16 protein-coding genes are annotated in these 21208 nt (G+C 54.5%); 7 read left to right on the forward strand and 9 right to left on the reverse strand.

Annotated features, from left to right (window positions below; all coding sequences use genetic code 11):
• Positions 1-2: 2 nt before the first annotated feature.
• Together SFC07_RS11850 and SFC07_RS11855 are read left to right on the forward strand one after the other, a co-directional pair.
• Positions 3-1292 carry an alpha/beta hydrolase gene (locus SFC07_RS11850; protein WP_411208488.1) on the forward strand — a complete coding sequence of 430 codons (1290 nt, stop codon included), beginning with the start codon at positions 3-5 and terminating at the stop codon, positions 1290-1292.
• Positions 1292-3844: a bifunctional lysylphosphatidylglycerol flippase/synthetase MprF gene (locus tag SFC07_RS11855; protein ID WP_411208490.1), complete on the forward strand. Its 2553-nt coding sequence runs from the start codon at positions 1292-1294 to the stop codon at positions 3842-3844. The genes SFC07_RS11850 and SFC07_RS11855 overlap by 1 nt, the downstream gene beginning before the upstream one ends.
• On the opposite strand, the gene mfd is transcribed toward SFC07_RS11855, so the two are convergent.
• The 8 genes from mfd to SFC07_RS11895 all read right to left on the reverse strand — a co-directional run bounded on the left by mfd (position 3821) and on the right by SFC07_RS11895 (position 15251).
• Positions 3821-7468, reverse strand: a complete 3648-nt coding sequence (gene mfd / locus SFC07_RS11860) for a transcription-repair coupling factor (RefSeq protein ID WP_411208549.1) — start codon at positions 7466-7468, stop codon at positions 3821-3823. The genes SFC07_RS11855 and mfd overlap by 24 nt on opposite strands.
• 5 nt (positions 7469-7473) lie before the next feature.
• Entirely contained in the window at positions 7474-8148 is a 675-nt protein-coding gene (locus SFC07_RS11865) for a TetR family transcriptional regulator (RefSeq protein ID WP_411208492.1), read from the reverse strand.
• A gap of 329 nt (positions 8149-8477) precedes the next feature.
• The gene (locus SFC07_RS11870) at positions 8478-8735 is read right to left on the reverse strand and encodes a hypothetical protein (RefSeq protein ID WP_411208494.1); all 258 of its coding nucleotides are present in this window, start codon (positions 8733-8735) and stop codon (positions 8478-8480) included.
• Between the two features lie 195 nt (positions 8736-8930).
• Positions 8931-10664, reverse strand: coding sequence for an ABC transporter ATP-binding protein (locus SFC07_RS11875; protein ID WP_411208496.1), 1734 nt, complete (start codon positions 10662-10664; stop codon positions 8931-8933).
• Positions 10661-12085 carry an ABC transporter transmembrane domain-containing protein gene (locus SFC07_RS11880; RefSeq protein WP_411208498.1) on the reverse strand — a complete coding sequence of 475 codons (1425 nt, stop codon included), beginning with the start codon at positions 12083-12085 and terminating at the stop codon, positions 10661-10663. The genes SFC07_RS11875 and SFC07_RS11880 overlap by 4 nt, the downstream gene beginning before the upstream one ends.
• A 78-nt stretch (positions 12086-12163) precedes the next feature.
• A complete protein-coding gene (locus SFC07_RS11885; protein WP_411208500.1) occupies positions 12164-13264 on the reverse strand; it encodes a YihY/virulence factor BrkB family protein in 1101 nt (366 codons plus the stop codon).
• An 86-nt stretch (positions 13265-13350) separates the two neighbouring features.
• Positions 13351-14172: an SDR family oxidoreductase gene (locus SFC07_RS11890; protein ID WP_411208502.1), complete on the reverse strand. Its 822-nt coding sequence runs from the start codon at positions 14170-14172 to the stop codon at positions 13351-13353.
• A 32-nt stretch (positions 14173-14204) separates the two neighbouring features.
• Positions 14205-15251 carry an alcohol dehydrogenase catalytic domain-containing protein gene (locus tag SFC07_RS11895; protein WP_411208504.1) on the reverse strand — a complete coding sequence of 349 codons (1047 nt, stop codon included), beginning with the start codon at positions 15249-15251 and terminating at the stop codon, positions 14205-14207.
• A gap of 127 nt (positions 15252-15378) precedes the next feature.
• Between SFC07_RS11895 and SFC07_RS11900 the strand changes: the two genes are divergently transcribed.
• The 4 genes from SFC07_RS11900 (at position 15379) to SFC07_RS11915 (ending at position 19846) form a co-directional block, all read left to right on the forward strand.
• Positions 15379-16605, forward strand: a complete 1227-nt coding sequence (locus SFC07_RS11900; RefSeq protein ID WP_411208505.1) for an MFS transporter — start codon at positions 15379-15381, stop codon at positions 16603-16605.
• Positions 16606-16719: 114 nt separating this feature from the next.
• A complete protein-coding gene (gene glmU, locus SFC07_RS11905) occupies positions 16720-18177 on the forward strand; it encodes a bifunctional UDP-N-acetylglucosamine diphosphorylase/glucosamine-1-phosphate N-acetyltransferase GlmU (RefSeq protein ID WP_411208507.1) in 1458 nt (485 codons plus the stop codon).
• A gap of 12 nt (positions 18178-18189) precedes the next feature.
• Positions 18190-19167: a ribose-phosphate diphosphokinase gene (locus SFC07_RS11910; protein WP_411208509.1), complete on the forward strand. Its 978-nt coding sequence runs from the start codon at positions 18190-18192 to the stop codon at positions 19165-19167.
• Positions 19168-19171: 4 nt separating this feature from the next.
• The gene (locus SFC07_RS11915) at positions 19172-19846 is read left to right on the forward strand and encodes a DNA alkylation repair protein (RefSeq protein ID WP_411208511.1); all 675 of its coding nucleotides are present in this window, start codon (positions 19172-19174) and stop codon (positions 19844-19846) included.
• Here the strand turns inward: SFC07_RS11915 and SFC07_RS11920 are convergent.
• The gene (locus SFC07_RS11920) at positions 19791-20228 is read right to left on the reverse strand and encodes a VOC family protein (protein ID WP_411208513.1); all 438 of its coding nucleotides are present in this window, start codon (positions 20226-20228) and stop codon (positions 19791-19793) included. The two genes, SFC07_RS11915 and SFC07_RS11920, sit on opposite strands and share 56 nt — an antisense overlap.
• Before the next feature lie 275 nt (positions 20229-20503).
• Here SFC07_RS11920 and SFC07_RS11925 point away from each other — a divergent pair, with 275 nt between their 5' ends.
• The gene (locus tag SFC07_RS11925) at positions 20504-21112 is read left to right on the forward strand and encodes a 50S ribosomal protein L25/general stress protein Ctc (protein WP_411208515.1); all 609 of its coding nucleotides are present in this window, start codon (positions 20504-20506) and stop codon (positions 21110-21112) included.
• The last annotated feature ends 96 nt before the right edge of the window (positions 21113-21208 follow it).

Raw genomic sequence — 21208 nt, forward strand, 5'->3', positions numbered from 1 at the left:
GTGTGAATGAATGGCGTACAATTTCGCTGACTAATGCCACGGCAACCACCGTAATTTTGGCTTTGATTGCCTTAACCTTTGTGATCGCAGCTAGTGGCCTTTTTAAGGCACGCCGCCGCAAACGCACCCTAATGGCACTGGGATCTGCATTAATCGTGGTCGCTGGGGCGTGGCTGCTAGTAGAAAAACTCTGGAAGCCTTTTCCAGATGCCACTCCCCTAGTTATCTACGCCGCCTGCGTACTACCGGTGTGGACGCTGTTGAGTGTTTTCCTCCAGCGTGGCCAACGTATTCTTTTTGCCTGCCTCACCGTTATTTCACTCTTAACTGCAGGTGCGGTGGGCAATTTGATCTACCAGTCCTACCCCACTCTCGGCTCTTTTAATCCTCAGCCGACCAATGTGGCAATGACTTATGAGCAATTTAGCCAGCTCACAGCGCCGCCAACGCTGCCCGAAAATCCCGAGCAACAGGTAGGCGCCCTAGTTACGGTATCCCTCGACGGCACCGAAAGCGGCCTGACTTCAGGCTTTGATGCCCGCGATGCCTACGCCTATATTCCGCCTGCTTATTGGACCCACCCCGAGATCCAATTGCCAGTAATAGTGCTGCTAGCGGGCAATCCCGGTGAACCTGCACAATGGTTTAGCAGCGGTGATGCCTCAACCACTGCCGATAATTATCAGGCCACCCACGATGGCATAAGCCCCATCGTGATCAGCGTTGATGGCACAGGTTCCTTCGCTGGCAACCCTGCTTGTGTGGACGGCCCAGATCTCAAGGTTATGACCTACCTGTCCCAGGATGTCCCCACACTCATTAAAGAGAATTTCCGGGTCAACCAGAATAAAAGTACCTGGACTATTGGTGGCTTAAGTTATGGCGGCACCTGCGCCTTCCAAATCGCCACCAACTACCCCACCGCCTACGGCTCCTTCCTCGACTTTTCCGGCCAGGCCGAGCCAACGCTCGGCACCCGCGCCGACACCGTAACCAAGCTTTTCGACGGAGACGAGTCCGCCTTTATTGCCGTAAATCCCGCTGACTTACTCACCTCGGCAACTAGCTCAGGAGACAAGCGTTATGCCCATTTAAGTGGCAAATTTATCGCAGGCGCATCAGATAAAGAAGCCATGAAAGCCCTGCAAAACCTCAATGATTTAGCAACGCAGGCAGGCATGTCCACCTCATTTGATAGCGTGCCCGGTGGGCATTCCTTCCAAGTGTGGCGGGTCGCCCTCGCCGATAGTTTTGAGTGGGCCGCCCAACGTGGCGGATTGGGAGCAAACTAATGGATATCCAAGAGAAGCAGACGTCGAAAAGCTTTAAAAATGCCCAGCACTGGGTGCTGGTCCAGCTACGCCAAGCCCCGCTGAGTTTTATTGCGCTGGCGCTGATGTGGCTGCTGTGGGGACTGCTTGGTTCCAATAGTGAGCAGCTGCTCAATCAGCTGGGTATGAGCACGCAATGGCAATGGGGTGAACCGCTGCTGCCAACTGCGGGGCTAACTACCGCCACGCTGCGCGGTGCTGTGATGTCCTCTTTATGGCTGGTGCTGCTGGCTATTCCGGCGGAGAAGACCCTCGGTAGCCGCAAATTTGCCCTCTTTTCCTCCGTGCTCTACCTGCTGTCCATTCCGCTCAGTCTGCTTTTGGTGGAGGTTTTTGAGGGCGCACAGGTTGAGATCGGTGCCGTGAGTCTTTTTTCTACCACCCTGCTCACCCCGGATTTTTGGATCTTTGGCATCGCCGCGGTGGCCTCAGGATATCGCTCGCTCCTGTGGCGCCGGCGTATCCGGCTTGTGCTTTTTAGCATCTCTTTGACCCTGCTGTTTTATACCGGCACGGTTGCCGATTCCGCGATTTTTAGTGCCGTGGTGGTGGGTACTTTGTGGGGCGAAATTTTGCGCGTGCGCAGAGCTGGACTCAATTTTTGGAACTCCTTCCGTCCCGGCCCCTGGACAGTGCGCGAAACCCGCATCATTGTTGCTATCGTGATGTCCGTCAGCACTTTGGGTCCGGTAATTTCCGCACTTAATCCCCTCACCAAAGGCCCATTTTCAGCATCTACCAGGCTTATTTGGGCACCTGTGGTCACTGAAGAACGCATGCACCACCTTTGCCGTGTGGACTCAACCTCCACCGCTTGCCAAGAATCAATTTCCCAATTGCAGCAACATGGTTTTACTCCCATGTTGGCCAACCTGATCCCCGTGATTTTGACCCTCATTTTGGCAGTGGGACTTAGCCGCGGGCGCCGGGCCGCCTGGTGGATGTCTGTGGCCGCACAAATTGCCACACTGGCGGTTTTGCTCTTCCAAATGAACCGTCTCACCGCTGATATCACCGATATCGTTGGGCTTTTTAGTATTTTGAAGGCACTTATTCCGTGGCTGATTGTGCTGGGGCTGCTGCTGGTTTTCCGCCGTTCTTTTATGATCTCTATCGAATCTTCCAACATTATCCGCACTCTGGGCAAAATTGGACTCGCGTTTATTGCCACTTCCATCTTGTGGCTGGCAGGGGCTTTGTTAATCCCCCATGCATTTCATCCACAGGCGACTTTCCTGCTGGCCTTGCAGGAGCTGCCTCTGCGCTATCTCCCACCAACGGTGGCTACAGTTCTAAACCATTATCTCTTCCCGCATAGTGCCGTAGCCTGGGCACTTTTTGAATGGACCGGAACGCTCTTTTGGCTGGCCACGGCCTTTATTATTTACCGCTTGTTGGTGGGTGTGCCCAATACCCAGGCTGCCCAAGACCGCGCTCGGGCTTCCGAGATCTTGCGGCAAGGCAGTGGTGATCACCTGTCGTGGATGACGCTTTGGGCTGGAAACTCCTATTGGTGGGCTCCCGACAACAAGGGCTACGTTGCCTACCGCCTCAGAAATGGCGTGGCCATTAGCCTGGGCGAACCCATTGTGAGCGCTGCGGCTTCTGCTGGGACTTCTACTGGGACTTCTGCGGCTGGCGCTGGCGGAGTTGGCTCGGCGCGGATGGAGATCGCGCAGCAATTTGAGGATTTTATGATGACCCAAGGCTGGCAAGTGGCCTGGTATTCGGTGCGCGAGGACTTCACCGATGAGCTAAAGCTGCGTGGCCACCGACGCTTGCGCCTTGCTGAAGAAGCCGTGCTGAGCACTGAGCTCGCGGAGTTTAAAGGCAAAAAATTCCAGAACGTACGCACTGCCCGCAACCGTGCACTCAAAGAAGGCATCACCACTCAATGGACCACTTGGGCGGAGTCAAGCACTGAAATGCACAATGAGATCCTCGACCTCTCAGAAGAGTGGGTCTCGGAAAAAGCCTTGCCGGAAATGGGCTTTACCTTGGGCACCGTCAATGAACTACGAGATCCCTACACCCAGCTCCTGCTTGCAGTTGATGAACAAGGCCATCTTCATGGCATCACCAGCTGGCTGCCGGTTTATGAAAATGGCCAAGTAATTGGATACACCCTCGACGTGATGCGCCGAGATCCTCAAGGTTTCCGCTCCGTCATTGAGTTCCTTATGTCTGAGGCAGTCATCCATGCCAAAGAGCGCGGACTTAAGTGGGTATCCCTTTCTGGAGCACCACTAAGCACTCCCCCAGAGCTTCAAGATGCCGGTGCTTTGGGTAAAACCTTGGATCTTATGGGTCGCACCATGGAACCCTTTTATGGATTCCGATCCCTGGCTGCCTCCAAAAATAAGTTCCAGCCAGAGCATCACGGCTGGTACCTAAGCTATCGCGATGAACTAGCCCTGCCCGCAATTGGCGTGGCAATTGCGGGCTGCTATGTGGATGGATTCCCCTGGTCTTTGCTCTCTAGCCTCAAATTACTGGGACACGGAGATAACTGAGTTTTTCTTCGGAGGTTGTTTTCCAGGACGCGAACCCCGGACATCAATTTCTTCCAGGTTAAACATCTTGGAAATAAAGTCCGCAACCCATTGCAAAAGATCCACATCGCGCAGCAGCGGATCAGTTACCTTCTTTCCTGCCTTGGGGAAAGACAGCTGGATGGCCTTTGCAGCTGCGCGATAAGTAGCTCCAGGGAAGAGTCGCTTTAGGCGCACCTGCTGGGAATCCGCTAGGTCAACGGGGTGGATCTTAATGCGGGTGCCCTGAACTGCTACATCGGTGAGATGAGCCTGGCGCATGAGGTGACGCAAACGAGAAACTGCCAACAACCTGGACACCTCTTCTGGAATGGGACCATAACGGTCTTCCATTTCTTCGACCGCCAGGCGTAGATCCACCTCGGATTCGGACTGTGCCAGCTTGCGGTAGATCTCTAAACGCAGGCGCTCGGCGTTGATGTACTTCTCTGGAATATGCGCATCCACCGGCAAATCCACGCGGATTTCCTTTGGTCCCTGCACAGTGCCATCCACGGGTTTTCCGTCGGCAAGCGCCCTGAAGGCCTCTACTGCTTCGCCAACTAGGCGAACGTAGAGATCAAAGCCCACGCCGGCAATGTGGCCGGATTGCTCGGCGCCCAGGACGTTACCGGCGCCACGCATCTCCAAGTCCTTCATGGCCACGGCCATACCGGCACCCAGGTCATTGTTTTGGGCGATGGTAGCCAAACGGTCATAGGAGGCCTCGGTCAAGGTTGCACCCTTGGGATAGAGGAAGTAAGCATAACCGCGCTCACGGGAACGACCCACACGCCCACGCAGCTGGTGCAGCTGAGACAGACCCATATGGTGAGCATTTTCCACAATCAGGGTATTGGCATTGGAAATATCCAGGCCGGTTTCCACAATGGTGGTACAAACCAAAACGTCATATTCGCGGTCCCAGAAGCCTTGAACAGTTTGCTCCAGCAGCTCCTCGCTCATTTGGCCATGGGCCACCACAACTCGGGCTTCAGGCACGAGGTCGCGGATTTCACGGGCCTTCTTTTCAATATCGGCAACCTTATTGTGGATGAAAAAGACCTGGCCATCACGCAAAAGCTCACGTCGAATAGAGGCCGCAACCTGCTTATCCTCATAGGGGCCGACATAGGTCAAGATGGGATGGCGATCCTCAGGGGGCGTCAAAATGGTGGTCATCTCTCGGATACCAGCCATAGACATTTCCAAGGTACGAGGGATTGGGGTCGCGGACATGGTCAGCACATCAACGTGGGTACGCAGGGCCTTGATGTGCTCCTTATGTTCCACACCAAAACGCTGTTCCTCATCCACAATCACCAGGCCCAAGTTTTTCCAGTGCACACCGGTTTGCAGCAGGCGGTGCGTACCGATAACAATGTCTACATCGCCAGAGGCCAAACCAGCCAAGGTTTCTTTGGACTCAGCGCGGGAGGTAAAACGGGACAGCCCTTGGATCTTGACGGGGAACCCAGCCATACGCTCTTCAAAGGTGGACTGGTGCTGCTGCGCCAACAGGGTGGTTGGTACCAGGACAGCTACCTGCTTGCCATCTTGAACTGCCTTAAAAGCAGCGCGCACTGCCACCTCGGTTTTGCCATAGCCCACATCACCAATGATGACGCGGTCCATGGGCACGCTTTTTTCCATGTCTTCTTTAACTGCATCGATGGCCAGCATCTGATCTTCAGTTTCGACATAGGGGAAGTTATCTTCCATCTCTTTTTGCCATGGCGTATCTGGCGCGAAGGCATGGCCCGGCGCCGATTGGCGTTTGGCATAAAGTTCCACCAGCTCACCAGCGATTTCCCGAACTGCAGCGCGGGCCTTGGTTTTAGCATTTTTCCAATCGGAGCCGCCCATTTTGGAAAGCGCAGGCTTCTCGCCACCGACATAACGGCTGAGCATATCCAGGGAATCCATGGGCACATAAAGCTGATCGCCTGGTTGTCCACGCTTGGATGGTGCATATTCCAGCACAATATACTCCCGGCGCGAGGTCTCATCACCTGCGGAAATGGTACGTTCTGTCATCTTCACAAAACGGCCAATTCCGTGGGTTTCATGCACCACCAGATCGCCCGGCTCCAGGGCCAGCGGATCAACCTTATTGCGTCGACGTGCAGGACGCCGCTTAGCGCCTGCAATATCACCAACGCGGTTACCGGTGAGATCGGTTTCAGTAATAACTACCAGCGGCATAGCCTCGGCATCGCGGTGCTTGCGCACCTTAGGAAATACCAGGCCAGCATGGCTCAGTGCATGATAAAGGGTGACTTCACCGGGGCTGGGTTCCCAACCCGGGCCGGCCACGTGGGTGGGAATTCCCTTCTCAGCAAAGCGCTCAACCATGCGTTTAATGGCGCCCTCATTCGGGGCGATAAAGGCCGCGCGCCCACCGGCGCTGGTGTGCGCCAATAATTGCGCCATCATCTCATCGATTTTGGGCAGTTCACCGCGTGGCGTGGGCCCGGGTTCAAACTCCAAAGGCAAAGAGAGCGCCTCGGCGGCCTCAAACATACCCGGTGGTGCGAAGGTCCACCAGCTCAGAGCGCTTTTCGACGCAGACTTCTCCAGGCTCTCATAGCTGCGGTAACTAGAGCCTTCAAGATCAAGACCTTCTACTGCAACTGGACCATCGGCACCCATGGCAGCAGCTTCCCACCCGGCCATGAGGAATTCCGCATCGGTAGCTTCCAAATCAGCAATACGAGTACGAACCTTTTCCGGAGCGATCACCACAATATGGGTGTTTTCCGGCATAAGTTCCAGCATGGGAACCATAGGAGTATCAATAAGCGCAGGAATGAGCGCTTCCATGCCATCGGTATCTTGATGGTCAGCAATACGCGAAAGCATTTCCACCAAGGTGGGATTGCCTGGATATTTAACCATCAACTCAGCTGCCCGCTTGGCTACCTCATCAGTGATAAGTAGCTCGCGAGCTGGATAAATATCGATGTTGTTGATGGTGATCTCAGGGATGGTGCGCTGATCGGCTACTGAGAATTGACGGATCTCAGAGACTTCATCGCCCCAGAATTCCACACGCACCGGATAATCAGAGGTGGTGGGGAAAATATCCAAGATGCCACCGCGGGTAGCAAACTCTCCCCTTTTGGCCACCATATCCACATGCTTATAAGCACGGAAAACAAGTTCATTAGACAGGGTGGCAAAATCAAATTCGCCACCTTCGGTCAATGTTAAAGGAGTGCGGCCGGCTGCTTCTTTGAGCACGGGCTGGCAAAACCCGCGGGCTGCTGTGACCACGATGGAGGCGTCGACAAGCTTATTAAGCACCTCGGCGCGGCGCCCGACAATATCAACGCCCGGGCTGAGGCGTTCATGTGGCAGGGTTTCCCAGGAGGGGAACCAGGCCACTTTATCGCCGAGCATGGCCTTGAGCTCGGCGGTGAGGTCTTCGGCCTCGCGGCCGGTGGCGGTGACCACCAGCACCGGGGCGTGGTGGGCAAGCGTGCCCAGCGCCCACGGACGGGCCTGGTCAATACCAGTGATATGCAGCTGCGGGGCGCCGACATTGCTGATCAGGCCCTTGAGCTTGGGGTCCGTTGCGGCTACTTTAAGCAGGCCTGCCAACATTGGTGTCACGCTTCGATCTCCTTGATTACGTTAATAATTTCAGCTTCTTTGCCAAAAATTGCGCCTTGATCGCCACTTTGGGGAGTGAGTTTGGGGTCTGCTTCCATACCGGTCAGCCCATTCCAACACAGGTTCACAATGTGGGCGGCCACTTCTTCTTTGCTGGGGCTGCGCTCATCAAGCCACCATTGGGCTGTCATGGACACCATACCCACTAATGCCTGGGCATAGAGGATGGCTTTGGTGGAATCTAAGCCGGAGCGCTGGAAGGCGTTGCCTAAAATATGCGAAACCTGGGTGGTAGCGTCGTTTAATAAGGTGCCATAGGAACGATTTTCCCCGGGTCGCATATCGCGGACCATAATTAGGAAGCCATCGGTATCGTCTTCCACATAAGTCAACAGCGCCAGCACGGCTTGCTCGATGCGATAACGCGAGCGTCCTTTTTGCAGGGAGCCGGTAATCATGGCTTCTAGTTTGAGCATTTCGCGGTCAATCACCACCGCATAGAGGCCTTCCTTGCCGCCAAAGTGTTCATAGACCACGGGCTTGGACACATGTGCACGGGCAGCAATCTCCTCCACACTTGCGCCTTCGAAGCCGCGCTCTGCAAAAACCTCACGTCCAATGGAGATCAATTGCTCCCGACGCTCGATTCCGGTCATCCTTTGTCGAACCATATAATCCAGAATATCGCAGTAACACTGACCCCAATAATTGGATTTTTTAAACTTTCATGTAAACTCTATCGTTGCAGTCAGTTACTGCAGTTTCCCATGGTGTAATCGGCAACACTACGGTTTTTGGTACCGTCATTCTAGGTTCGAGTCCTGGTGGGAAAGCAAAAACCTGCCTTAAAGCAGGGAGCGGGCGCCTTCCAGTTAAATTTTTTACTAGCAGGCGCCCTTCTTGCTGCCGGCTTTTTGCTGATTTAAGTACAGCTCTAAAAAGATCCCGGCTCCTTGATTGCATAAGGAGCCGGGATCTTGTTTTTTATTTAGTTCAAGCCTTAAGCAGCGCGTGCCATGAGGTGGCTGGGCTGGGAAGAACGAATGGTCTCCAGCTGTGCGCGAGCTTCCTTCTCAATGAAGATCTTGCGGAAACAGGAGATACGACCCTCATAACCTGCTGCGGCAGCATCGAGAATGCTGTCTACAATATGTGCCTTCAGCTCGTCACCAAAGCGCTCGTGGAGGTCCTGACGAATGCTCCACAGGTAGTCATGGCTGCGTTCGATGCGAGAAATCTCGGAATGGATGTGCTTCACAGTGTTAATCCTTTCTTGAAGAAGAAGTGAGGTAGAAAATTCAAAGCGCGCTCCCCAATGGTTCGGGGGCGCTGCCCTGAAATAATGGGGTTCATCTTCTTAACCCCGTTTGTTAACTTAAAGTTAACCTTAGACCACTTTGATTAACCTTGCAAATGGTCAATCATTGGCTTCTCCCAAGAAATCACTCCAAACTCAGGCACTCCAGGCGCGCCACAACCTTTCATAACGGCCTTGTTGGGCGCGCAACTGCTCATGAGAACCAGCCTCCACAATTTCGCCTGCGTCTATCACAATGATCCGATCAGCAGACATTGCTTGGTCAAGGCGATGCGCCACAATAATGGCACCGCGTCCCGCTAAGACCCTTGCGGCCGCAGCATCCAAAAAACGCGCCTGGTCAGAGCCGGATTCCGCAGTGGCTTCATCCAAAATGACAATCGCCGGATCAAGCAGCTCCACTCGAGTTAAGGCCAGAAGCTGGCTTTCCACCGCGCTGAGCTTAAATCCGCCATCGCCAATGATGGTGTCCAAACCCTGGGGCAAACGCTCAACCCACTGCTCCCCCACCTTGCGCACCGCTGCTTCTACTTCCTTAAAGCTGGCTGCTGGCCGCGCAAGGCGAATATTGTCTCGCACCGAGCCCCGGAAACAATGCACTTCTTGGCTCACCATGGCGATGTACGAGCGCAAGAGCATCGGATCTACCTGGGCGATATCAATGCCAGATAATTGCGCTCGGCCGTGCGTGGGCTGAAGCATGCCAGCTGCGATTAGTGCCAACGTTGATTTACCCGCACCGCTGGCCCCCACGACGGCTATATGCTCACCACTATGCACAGTCAGGGAGATATTTTTTAACGCGGGCTGGCCTTCATAAAGCTGGGTTGCGTCGACAAGCTCTAAAGAAATAGGGGCAGGCACCTTTAAGGTGCCGCGCGGCAGCTGCTCAGCACTATCGATGACTCCCACCATGCGGATGAGGGAGGCGCCGGCGGATTGGATATCGGCGAACATGCCGACGACCACGCCGATGGGACCAAAAAGGCGGTGGAAAATAAGCGCTGCGGTTGATACTGCGCCGACTGTGATGAGCTTGGCGTCGACGAGGAAGAAACCCACCGCCAAAATCAGGATGAGCGTGATGCACTCTGCGCGGTTATTGCGGGAAAACGCCCAGGTAATGAACCTAAAAACAGAAATCGAGATATCCCGGGCTCGCGCAGAGGCCCCATCAATACGGCTTAATTCCACTTCGGCTGCGTTATAGGACTGCAAAGTTGCAGCGCCCTCAACCGCGCCCAGCAGTCGCTGAGTGCGCACGCCGAAGGCTTCACGTTCTTGCGTAAACATCGGCCCTGAGCGGGGCAAATACACCTTCAATGTGGTCCAGTACAAAGGAATTGCCACCAAGCCCACCAGTCCGAGACGCCAATCCACCGCTGCCATGCCCAGTGCAGAGACCACAACACTAAAGGTGGCCTGCACAAATAGCGGCATCACAGTACTGGCCGCGGTAGAAACCTCGCGGGAATCATCGGCAATGCGCGCCACCAAGTCGCCGCGCCCGGCGCGCTCCACGGTGTGGGCATTCAGGCTCAGCGCCGCCTCCAGCACCGCTTCACGCAGCTGCGCGATGGCAGGTTCCAACACCCGCGCCAACAACACCGTGCCCCACCAGGTTCCCAGGCTGGCCACCACCCCGCCTGCCATAATAAGGCCTGCGTACAAGGCAACCTCGCCATAATCCGGCGCCGTTAAAAGCTTGTCGACGACTCTTCCCACTGCCCACGGACCGGCTAGACCAGCAATCGCAGTTGCGAGCCCAAGGACGATAACTCCAATGAGCTCGGCATTTCGTGTTCTAAGGGTTGTGGCTGCCACCTGAAATGCCCGGCGCGGGGTGGCTGAAGGCAAAATTGTGCTCATTGTTTAACCTCATCTGCCACACTTTTGAATGCTGGTGAAGAACTAAAAACCAGCGTGGTTTTTCCCTGGCGCAGGCGATAAATTCCCGCTGCAATGGCCACTTCTGTCACCGAATCCACCGCGCTGGTGGGATCTTGCAAAATAAGGACCTCGCTCTCGGTATAAAGAGCCCGTGCCAGGGCTAATCTTTGGCGCTGACCGCCTGAGAGATTGCTGCCGGCATCGTGAATTGGGGTATCTAGATTGAGTTCTTGAATACCTGCGGCCGCAATTATTTCCGAGCTCACTGCGATCTCCGGATCATGGCTAAGCGCAATATTGGAGCGGATACTACCCTCAAAAATATCTGCCCGATGTGGGGCAATTAGTACCTGTTCATGGCTGGCAGGTAGCTCGAGGGTGCCTGGTTCCAGCACCACAAAAGCACCTTTTTTAAGCTCCAGGTCTGGGGTTTGTTGCGTTGTAGCTGCGGAGTTTAAAAATTCTGCAATGCGGGCCGCTGCGCCATGGGCGATGGCGGATTCTTTCATTGAATTACTCAGCAAACGAATCGGTTCCGAGAGATAAACCGCCACACCAATGATGGCAATTAGCTCACCTGGGTTAAGTTCTCCTGTTGTTACCCGCCATCCAGCCACTAGCAGCACCAATGCCAGATTTAAGGCAATAGACAACTCCCCCACTCCAGCCACTTTGCCAGCTGCTCTGGCAGTGCTAATAGCTGCGGAGGCGGATTTTTGGGAGGCTTGCCTATAAGCCTGGTTAGCCCAGTGTTCCCCGCCGATTGCTTTAAGTACACGCAGGCCAGACATAATATCGCCGACCTGTGCACCCGCCGCCGCCAAGGCTTCTTGCTGAGTGGAGCTGCGCTGAGAGATTCCCCTGCTAGCAAAGGCCACAATCCCTGAGATCACCGGCGCCAAGGCCAGTACCACCAGACCTACCAGCCAATCAGTGAACAATAAATAACCTGCTGCACCGATAAAACCAGTTGCGGCTGAAACGCCGGTGCCGATCTGGCCAAATACTCGAGTAGCGGAATCAGCATCCGCAGTGGAGCGTGACATCACCTCCCCCGGTACCAAGTCTTTGGCTGCTAGGCGCTTTAGTGCGTGTTCGGCCACCTCTACGCGCAGGGCGTGGGCCTCAAAATTTATTGCCACGTTGAGGGCACGCGCGCCAAAACGGTAGGAAAAGCTAAGCACCACAAAAAGCAGGGCAAAGCCCACCAGCCCTATGCCAAAAAGTGAGAGGTTGGGGTTCAAGATGGTGTGGTCAACAATAAGACCGATGGCAATGGGCACGAGTGCCTCGCTGAGTTGCCAGAGCCCGAGGAAAGCCGCTCCAATTAGCGAATTTTTCCATTGACGTTTAATACTGCGCTTTAAAATACCGGCGCCGGTTGCCTGTGATGATGTCATGGAAGCCTTTCTCTCATGATCTCACCAGGCTATCTTAGGCAACACTGACTTAGGCTTTAGCCCTTAGCTCTGCTGGGTTTAGCTCTGCTGGTTTTCGCGGAAGTCTCGACCTTCCTCGTTGAGTTCATGTTGGCGCTGCTTCATCTTGGCAGCCTCATCAATAGAACGTGGTGGCACCATATTGTGCTCCTCTGCGGGGATTCCGGCCTGCAGCTGACGCGCACGACCCACCTCAGCATCAATTTTGAGGCCCAGCACCAGGCAGATATTAAAAATCCACAGCGCGATAATGATGGCCATCACGGAGCTGACAGCGCCGTAGGTATTAAAGGCTGCAAAGAAAGTGAAATATAGGTTAAGCACGCCACCGGCGATGATAATGCCGCACACCGCAAAGATAGATCCGGGGCTGAGCCAGCGGAACTTCCACAGTTTTACATTGGGCGCCCAATAATAAAGGGTTGCCACAAAGGTTATGAGAACCACTACAATCACTGGCCATTTAGCCCAATTCCAAATGGGAATGAAGGTCTCGCTAAGGAAATTCAGCAAGGAAGTGAGATGTAGCGGTTCGGCAATCGGGCCGAGCACGCCCATGACCAGGGTTTCATTAATCACCCAGGACACCACGATAACCATGGCGCCAAAAAGTAATCCCAGGTTGAGCAGCAGCATCATGCCCCAATGTTTAAAAAGCGGACGACCTTCGGTGCGTCCATAAACCGCATTGGCACAGCGGGAAAATGCGCGGACATAGGCCGAGGAAGTCCACAGCGCCACAATCACACCGATGATCACGCCCACGCGACCACCCGTTGCTGAACCTGCCACCGCATCAACAACTCCGAGTACTACCTCAGCTTGCTCGGGTGGCACGTAATTATGGATCTGTGCCTTGAGCTGGGTGAGCACCTCGAGAGAATCACTGGCCAAAAACAACGTGATGGCGGAATAACCCACCAACAGCGCTGGCGCCAAGGAAAGGATGGAAAAGAAGGTAAGCAGCGCTGCGAGATCTAGCAGCCCTTCGGGGATGATGTCTCGCAGCACTCGCTTAAGTGCGTATCGCCAACCATCGCGCGACAACTTGCCCATACGTTCAGGATCAACGTCGCGCGCCTCATCATAAATATCGGCGGCGATCAACGTTGCATCTAAATGTCCTTGAGGTTGTACCACGGGTTCATCATTGCATATTCCTATACAGATATATAGGCGCCAGCAATCCAAAGTGTTGCTGGCGGTAGGCGTCGACAAGCACGCTTTTAATCTTTTTTACTGGCCTGAATGCGGGAGAGGTCATCCAAAAACTTCTGTGGCTCGGCGCTGAGTTCCGGGATGCCGGAATCTTCAACGCCGTACAAAGAGCCCTCTGAGTCTGGTTGGAGAGCGGCAAAATCAGCGCTGAGATCTTGCTGCTCAGGGCCTTTGATTGCCTCTATTTCGAAAGTTTTACGGCTGGTTTCCGTGCTCAAAATACTCTCGACGAGCACCCGTGCAATCTCATCGCGCCCAATCACGCCATCTGACGGGGACGCCGAGCGCTTGGTATCACCTTGACGCATCAGAATCTGGCGCTGACCAGCATCGTTATAGTCGAACCAGCCGGGGCGCACAATGGTGTAATCAAAAACGCTGGCACGCACCAGCTGCTCACCGCGCCACTTCCAGGTGGCATAGGGCATCCCTGGCCGGGTGACGCCCACTGCAGTCATCAAAACGATCTTTAAAGTCTCTGAGGCGGGCTCCGAGGAAGCTTTGGCTGCCGTCAGAATATTAGCCACACCAGCATAATCAATATCGCGCACATCGCTTTCGCGGGTGCTGGAACCATGGGTTAATACCACGGCGTCCACGCCCACAACCGCTGTATGCAGAGAATCGGGCTGGGTGAGATCGCCCACCACCAACTCCACCTCTGTGCCCAAAAGCCGCTCAGCCCTGCCCCGATCCCGCACTAGGGCGCGGACCTGAAATCCCTTTTTGACCGCCTGTTCTACGGCAAGTTCACCGATGCTGCCGGTGGCACCGACAAATAAAACCGTGGTTTCTGAAGGAGTTTTTGGGCTGGTTTTTGGGGTGTTCATGTTTTCCTTTATGAAGAATTTAGGGATAAGGCTTAAGGCTTAAGCATCACTTTCAGCGCTTCGCGGTTGTCCATAGCTGCGTAACCTGCTGCCACATCATCGAGGGCAATAGTGCGGTCAAACACGCGGCCAGGGTTAATTTCGCCGTTAAGAACCTGCTCAATGGCTGGTTCCATATATGCGCGCACCGGAGCAGGGCCACCAGCAAGGCGAGCATTTTTGCCAAAGAGTGAACCAAAACCAACGGGGGCTGATTCATACTGCGGCACACCAACGCGGGAGATAATGCCTCCTGGACGCACAATTCCATAGGCCTGTTCATAGGCTGGCATGAGTCCCACTGCTTCGAGGACCACGTGAGATCCCAGTCCCTTGGTCAACTCCAGAACCTTGTTAATTCCTTCTTCGCCACGTTCTGCAACAACTTCGGTGGCTCCCCATTCGCGGCCCAAATCTGTGCGTTCAGTATGGCGGCCCATCAGGATAATTTCCTCAGCACCAAGCTGACGCGCAGCCAAAACTGCAGAAAGGCCAACTGCACCATCGCCAATGACGGTGACGATCTTGCCTGGTTCTACCTGACCCATAAATGCCGCATGGTAGCCAGTGAGATACACATCCGAAAGGGTGAGCAAAGAAGCCAGCAGACTTTCATCGGCAGTGTCAGTGTTAATGCCTGGAACCTTCACCAAAGAGCCATCGGCCTGCGGAATTCGAGCAACTTCTGCCTGCAGACCACCAGTTTCCGGATTTCCATACCAACCGCCGTGCTGGCATGAAGTCTGCATGCCTTCCTGACAAAACACACAGGTATTGTCTTGATAGGAAAAAGGTGCAATAACAAAATCCCCAGGTTTCACACTGGTCACTGCACTTCCAACCTCTTCGACCACACCAATGAGCTCATGCCCCATGGGACGCGCAACGCCTGTGGCCTCCCCGTGATAACCATGCAGGTCAGAACCACAAACACAGCTGCGCGTGGTGCGCACAATGGCATCAGTTGGAAGTTGAATTACCGGATCAGAGACATTTTCCACCCGGATATCACCAGGGCCATAAAGAATCGTTGCTTTCATGTCTTCTAGTCAATACTTCTTCACCGAAGCTAACCAGGTACTGTTATGCCCTCCTTTGCGCTTTTCGACGCCGCTCTGCAGTTCGGGTGTACCGGCCCCACCGGGGCGCCGGTTTAAGATCGTGGATATGGACGCTACAGAAAAACGCAATGGCACCCGCCTCATTTGGGCTAATGGCCTGCAAAATATTGGCGATCAAATTGTGGCAGCAAAAACCGTGCTCCCTTGGTTGCTGCAGATGGGTGGCGCACCAAGCTTTTTATTAGCGTTGCTTGTTCCGATCCGCGAATCCGGATCAATGCTGCCCCAAGCTGCGATCACCGGTTGGGTGCTGTCCCAAAAATCACGGGTGCGGGTGTGGGTTATTGGTTCACTCGGCCAATTCCTCAGCGCTTTAGGCATTGGCCTCGCAGCCTTAGTACTACACGGCTGGGCACTGGGTTTGGTGGTGATTGCACTTTTGGCCTGTTTATCCCTCTGTCGCGCACTATGTTCCATCTCATCCAAAGACGTGCAGGGTGCCACCATCTCTAAAGGCCACCGTGGAGAAATCACCGGCCGTGCCACCATGATTGGTGGTGCTTTTGGTCTGCTCACCGGCCTTGGCCTGGCGTGGTGGGTGGGCGATAACGCCGCTACCTGGTTGCTCAGCACCGTTGTGATTGTGTGTTCTTTTAGCTGGTTGGTTGCCGCTCTCGTTTTTAATCGGATCGAAACCCCAGACTGCACCCCTAGCCCTCGAAAAAGCGCAGAAAATTGGCTTAAACGCTGCTTTGACACTGTGCGAACCGATGAAGATTTCCGCAAATTTGTCATTGTGCGTTCCATGATGTTGGTGACGTCCCTGTCCACCGCCTTCATAGTGGCGCTGGCTGCAGAATCAGGCCACAACTTAAGCGCTTTAGGATTCTTCCTCATCGCCTCCGGGCTCGCCTCCATTGTGGGCGGCCGGATTTCTGGAGTGTGGTCCGATCGCTCCTCCAAAAACGTCATGGCGGTGGGTGCGTTGTGGGCTTCCATAATCTTGCTGGTGGTGGTTTCTTGCTCATATTGGGTTAGTTCCAGCATTACTCAGTGGATTTACCCACTGGCTTTCTTCTTGGTCAATATCGCCCATACTGCCGTGCGAGTAGCCCGCAAAACCTATGTTTTAGACATGGCCGAAGGTGATCAAAGAACCCGCTATGTGGCAGATGCCAACACCCTCATGGGGCTTATCCTCTTGCTGGTGGGAGCGCTGTCTGGTGCGTTATCGGTGTTGGGCAATGATATTGCGCTCATCTTCTTAGCAATTATTGGACTATGTGGGGTATTTTTTGCCAAATCACTGAAGGAAGTCTCACAGGGCGCTTAAGAAAAATCTTAAGCCTTTGGGAAAACATTAGCCCCAAATAAGGCTGCTAAGGGCTTATGGGCACTATGCTAAATAAAGTAAATGTGCCCTAGCTTATAAGGATTTGAGACCATCTTGAGCGCAAGTGATTCCGCCAGCGCGGTTGTTGTATTGGCAGCCGGTGCTGGAACCCGCATGAAGTCCGATCTCCAGAAGACCTTGCATAGTATCGGCGGTCGTAGCCTACTTTCCCACAGCTTGCATGCAGCAGCGGGCCTCAACCCACAGCACATCGTGGCAGTCATTGGCCACGGCCGTGACCAGGTCGGTCCTGCCGTTGTTGCAGTTGCCGAACAGCTTGAGCGCGAAGTCCGCATCGCCATCCAAGAAGAACAAAATGGCACCGGCCACGCAGTCCAGTGCGCTATGGATCAGCTTGAAGGCTTTGAAGGAACCATCATCGTCACCAATGGCGATGTTCCACTGCTCACCGCCGATACCTTGGCAGCTCTGCTGGAAGCACACACCGCAGTCCCCACCGCCGTCACCGTGCTCACCATGCATCTTGATGATCCCACCGGCTATGGCCGCATTGTGCGCAATGAAGAAGGCGAAGTTACCGCCATCGTTGAGCAAAAGGATGCCTCCGAGGCCGAGCGTGAAATCACCGAAGTAAACTCCGGCGTTTTTGCTTTCGACGCAGCCATCCTGCGCAATGCACTCTCCCAACTTAAGTCCGACAATGCCCAAGGCGAGCTCTACCTGACCGACGTCTTGGGCATTGCGCGTGCCGAAGGCCATCCAGTACGTGCACATACCGCAGCAGATGCCCGCGAACTTGCAGGTGTAAATGACCGCGTGCAGCTGGCAGAAGCAGGTGCAGAGCTTAATCGACGCACCGTCGAGGCAGCTATGCGTGGCGGAGCTACCATCATTGATCCTGCTACCACCTGGATCGATGTCGCCGTTAAGATCGGCCGCGATGTCATCATCAATCCTGGTACCCAACTCAAGGGCAACACTGTTATCGGTGACCGCGTTGAGCTCGGACCAGATACCACCTTGAGCAATATGACCATTGACGATGGTGCATCTGTTATTCGTACCCACGGATCTGACTCCTCCATTGGTGAAAACGCAACTGTAGGACCTTTCACCTACATTCGCCCAGGCACCTCCTTGGGTGCCGAAGGCAAGCTCGGTGGCTTTGTGGAGACCAAGAAGGCCACCATCGGACGTGGCTCCAAGGTGCCTCACCTCACCTATGTTGGTGACGCCACCATCGGTGAAGAAACCAACATTGGCGCCTCTTCTGTCTTTGTTAACTATGACGGTGTGAACAAGCATCACACCACCATCGGAAGCCACGTTCGTACTGGTTCTGACACTATGTTCATCGCTCCAGTGACCGTGGGTGATGGCGCGTATTCTGGAGCCGGTACAGTAATCAAGGACGATGTTCCACCGGGAGCCCTTGCCGTGTCCGGCGGACGCCAGCGAAACATCGAAGGCTGGGTGCAAAAGAAGCGCCCGGGAACTGCTGCAGCTGATGCCGCAGAGGCAGCACAAAAGTCCCTCAACCAGGAAGGCTAAGCAGACCGCACCATGACTGCTCACTGGAAAGAAAATAATAAGAACCTCATGCTGTTCTCGGGTCGAGCACACCCAGACCTAGCTGAGGCCGTAGCAGACGAACTGGGCATTGAAGTTACTCCAATGACCGCTCGCGATTTTGCCAATGGCGAAATCTACGTTCGTTTTGAAGAGTCAGTTCGTGGCTCCGATTGCTTTGTTCTGCAGTCCCACACCCAGCCACTGAACAAGTGGCTCATGGAACAGCTGCTGATGATCGACGCCCTCAAGCGTGGATCTGCAAAGCGCATCACCGCGATTTTGCCTTTCTACCCTTATGCCCGTCAGGACAAGAAGCACCGCGGCCGTGAGCCAATTTCTGCTCGTTTGATTGCAGACCTCATGCTCACCGCAGGCGCAGACCGCATTGTTTCTGTGGACTTGCACACCGACCAGATTCAGGGCTTCTTTGATGGCCCAGTTGATCACATGCACGCCATGCCGATCCTGACTGATTACATCAAGGAAAAGTACAACCTGGAAAACATCTGCGTGGTCTCCCCTGACGCAGGTCGTGTGAAGATGGCGGAAAAGTGGGCTAACACCCTCGGCGATGCGCCGATGGCGTTTGTGCACAAGACCCGCTCCACCGAGGTTGCCAACCAGGTGGTTGCCAACCGCGTGGTCGGCGACGTTGCAGGTAAGGACTGCGTGCTTCTCGACGACATGATCGACACTGGTGGAACCATTGCCGGTGCCGTGGGAGTCCTGAAGAAGGCTGGCGCCAAGTCTGTCGTTATTGCTTGTACTCACGGTGTGTTCTCGGACCCAGCACGTCAGCGTCTGTCCGATTGCGGTGCCGAGGAAGTCATCACCACCGACACGCTGCCACAGTCCACCGAGGGCTGGAGCAACCTCACCGTTCTCTCCATCGCGCCTTTGTTGGCTCGTACCATCAACGAAATCTTCGAGAATGGTTCTGTGACCACCCTCTTCGAAGGCGAAGCATAATCTAATGACCGAGTCGGACGCTTTTATCAAGGTCCGGCAGGCACTAGAGCCTTTGGCTGATCCCGCTCGTGCTGCCGGAATGGCAGCATATATGCGGGATCAGTTTTCTTTTTTGGGTATTTCCTCAGCAGCTCGCAAAGATGCCTATAAGCAGCTTTTGTGCGAGATGAAAACCCTGGACCAAGACTTTGTAGCAGACTGCTTTAATGCAGCCGAGCGCGAATACCAATACGCCGCTTGCGATCACATTCGTCGCGTGGGCATTAGTGATTTGGGCCTGGCCAAAGCACTTGTCCAAAGCAAGTCCTGGTGGGATACCGTGGATGCTTTAGCCAAGCCCATCGGCGCCAATCATGATGATATGGCCATGCGTGAATGGGCCGTGGACAAGAACTTCTGGGTGCGCCGAGTCGCCATTATCCATCAGCTGGGACGGAAGAAAAACACCGACACTGTCCTCTTAGCCTGGATTATTGGCCAAAACCTCGGCTCCCCAGAATTTTTTATCAACAAAGCCATCGGGTGGGCGCTGCGCGACCTCTCCAGGCACGATCCCTCCTGGGTGCGCGCCTTCGTTGCCGCTACTGACTTGGCCGCGTTGAGCCGTCGAGAAGCGCTCAGAATTATTGACCGGCCTCAGCCTGCATCTGAGCCAGCGCAGCTGGATCAAAGTACATAAGCTCCCAGCCGTGTCCATCAGGATCATCAAAGGCGCCGCCGTACATGGGGCCTTCCGCTGCTAGCTCACGGGTGATGGTGCCACCAAACTCTGCGGCGCGACGTGCAAACTCATCAGCGTCTTCGATGGAGCTCACCGATAGGCAGTTGAGCACCTCGCGGGGACCGTTCTTTTCCACCACGGGACGTGTACTAAAGCCCTGGAAACGCTCGGTTTCCAGCAACATCACCACAATGATGTCGCTGACCTCAAAGGAAGCTGTGTGCTCATCGCGAAAGATTTCATTTTCTTTAAAGCCGAGGCCTGCATAAAAGCGCTTGGAGGCTGCAAGATCGGAAACGGGAAGGTTGATAAAGATCATGTCGTGGGCAAGACGAGCCATGGGAGGCAACTTTCTATAGTTTGGCGGGAGAATGCGACTCCATTATGCGTGAGTTTTTGGAATAATACCGGGGCTCATGCTAGGGTTTTATGGTCTCGGCGAGGGCAAATTAGCAATAATTTACCGTTATCGACGCGATCTAGACTTCATTCGGGCATTTAGATTATTTTTAGTGCCGCTGCCTGCGAAGACTCGACCAAGACATTCGAGTCGGTCGCGGGCTATTTTTGATTTCGCGGCCGAGTATTCATCCAAAACCATTAGGAGAATCCCACATGGCTAAGTACGAAACCATCGAGGCTGCTGTACGCACCGAGTTCGGCAAGGGTTCCGCTCGTCGTGCCCGCGTTGCCGGCCAGATCCCTGCTGTTATTTACGGCGCAGACGTTGAGTCCAACCTGCACATCACCGTTGATCACCGCACCTTTGCAGCTTTGGTCCGTAAACACGGCGTCAACGCTGTCCTGCAGCTCGACATCGAGGGCGAAAAGCACCTCACCATGGTCAAGCACATCGACCAGAACGTTCTGACCTTCAACATCGACCACGTTGACCTGCTCGCCATCAAGCGCGGCGAAAAGGTTGAGGTTGACGTTCCTGTTGTTGTCGAGGGCGAGCCAGCTCCAGGCACCATGGTTGTTCAGGATGCCGACACCATCAAGGTTGAGGCTGACGTTCTCTCCATCCCTGAAGAGTTCAAGGTTACCGTTGAGGGCCTCGAGTTCGGCGCACAGATCACCGCTGGCGACATCGAGCTCGACGCTGACACCACCCTCGTTGAGGATCCAGAGACCCTCATCGCTAACGTTGTTTACCCAGAGCCAGAAGAGTCCGATGAGGACGAGGCTGAGGCAACCGAGGCTGAGGCTTCCGAGTCCGAGTAAGACTCTCACATACTTAAGCGAGTTCCCCACTCCTTTTAGCCCTGTCGATAGTGCACAATCGCTCAGGGTTGGGAGAAGGACGGGAGCTCGCTTTTT

This window comes from Corynebacterium callunae (assembly GCF_046592015.1).
GTDB lineage: Bacteria > Actinomycetota > Actinomycetes > Mycobacteriales > Mycobacteriaceae > Corynebacterium > Corynebacterium callunae_A.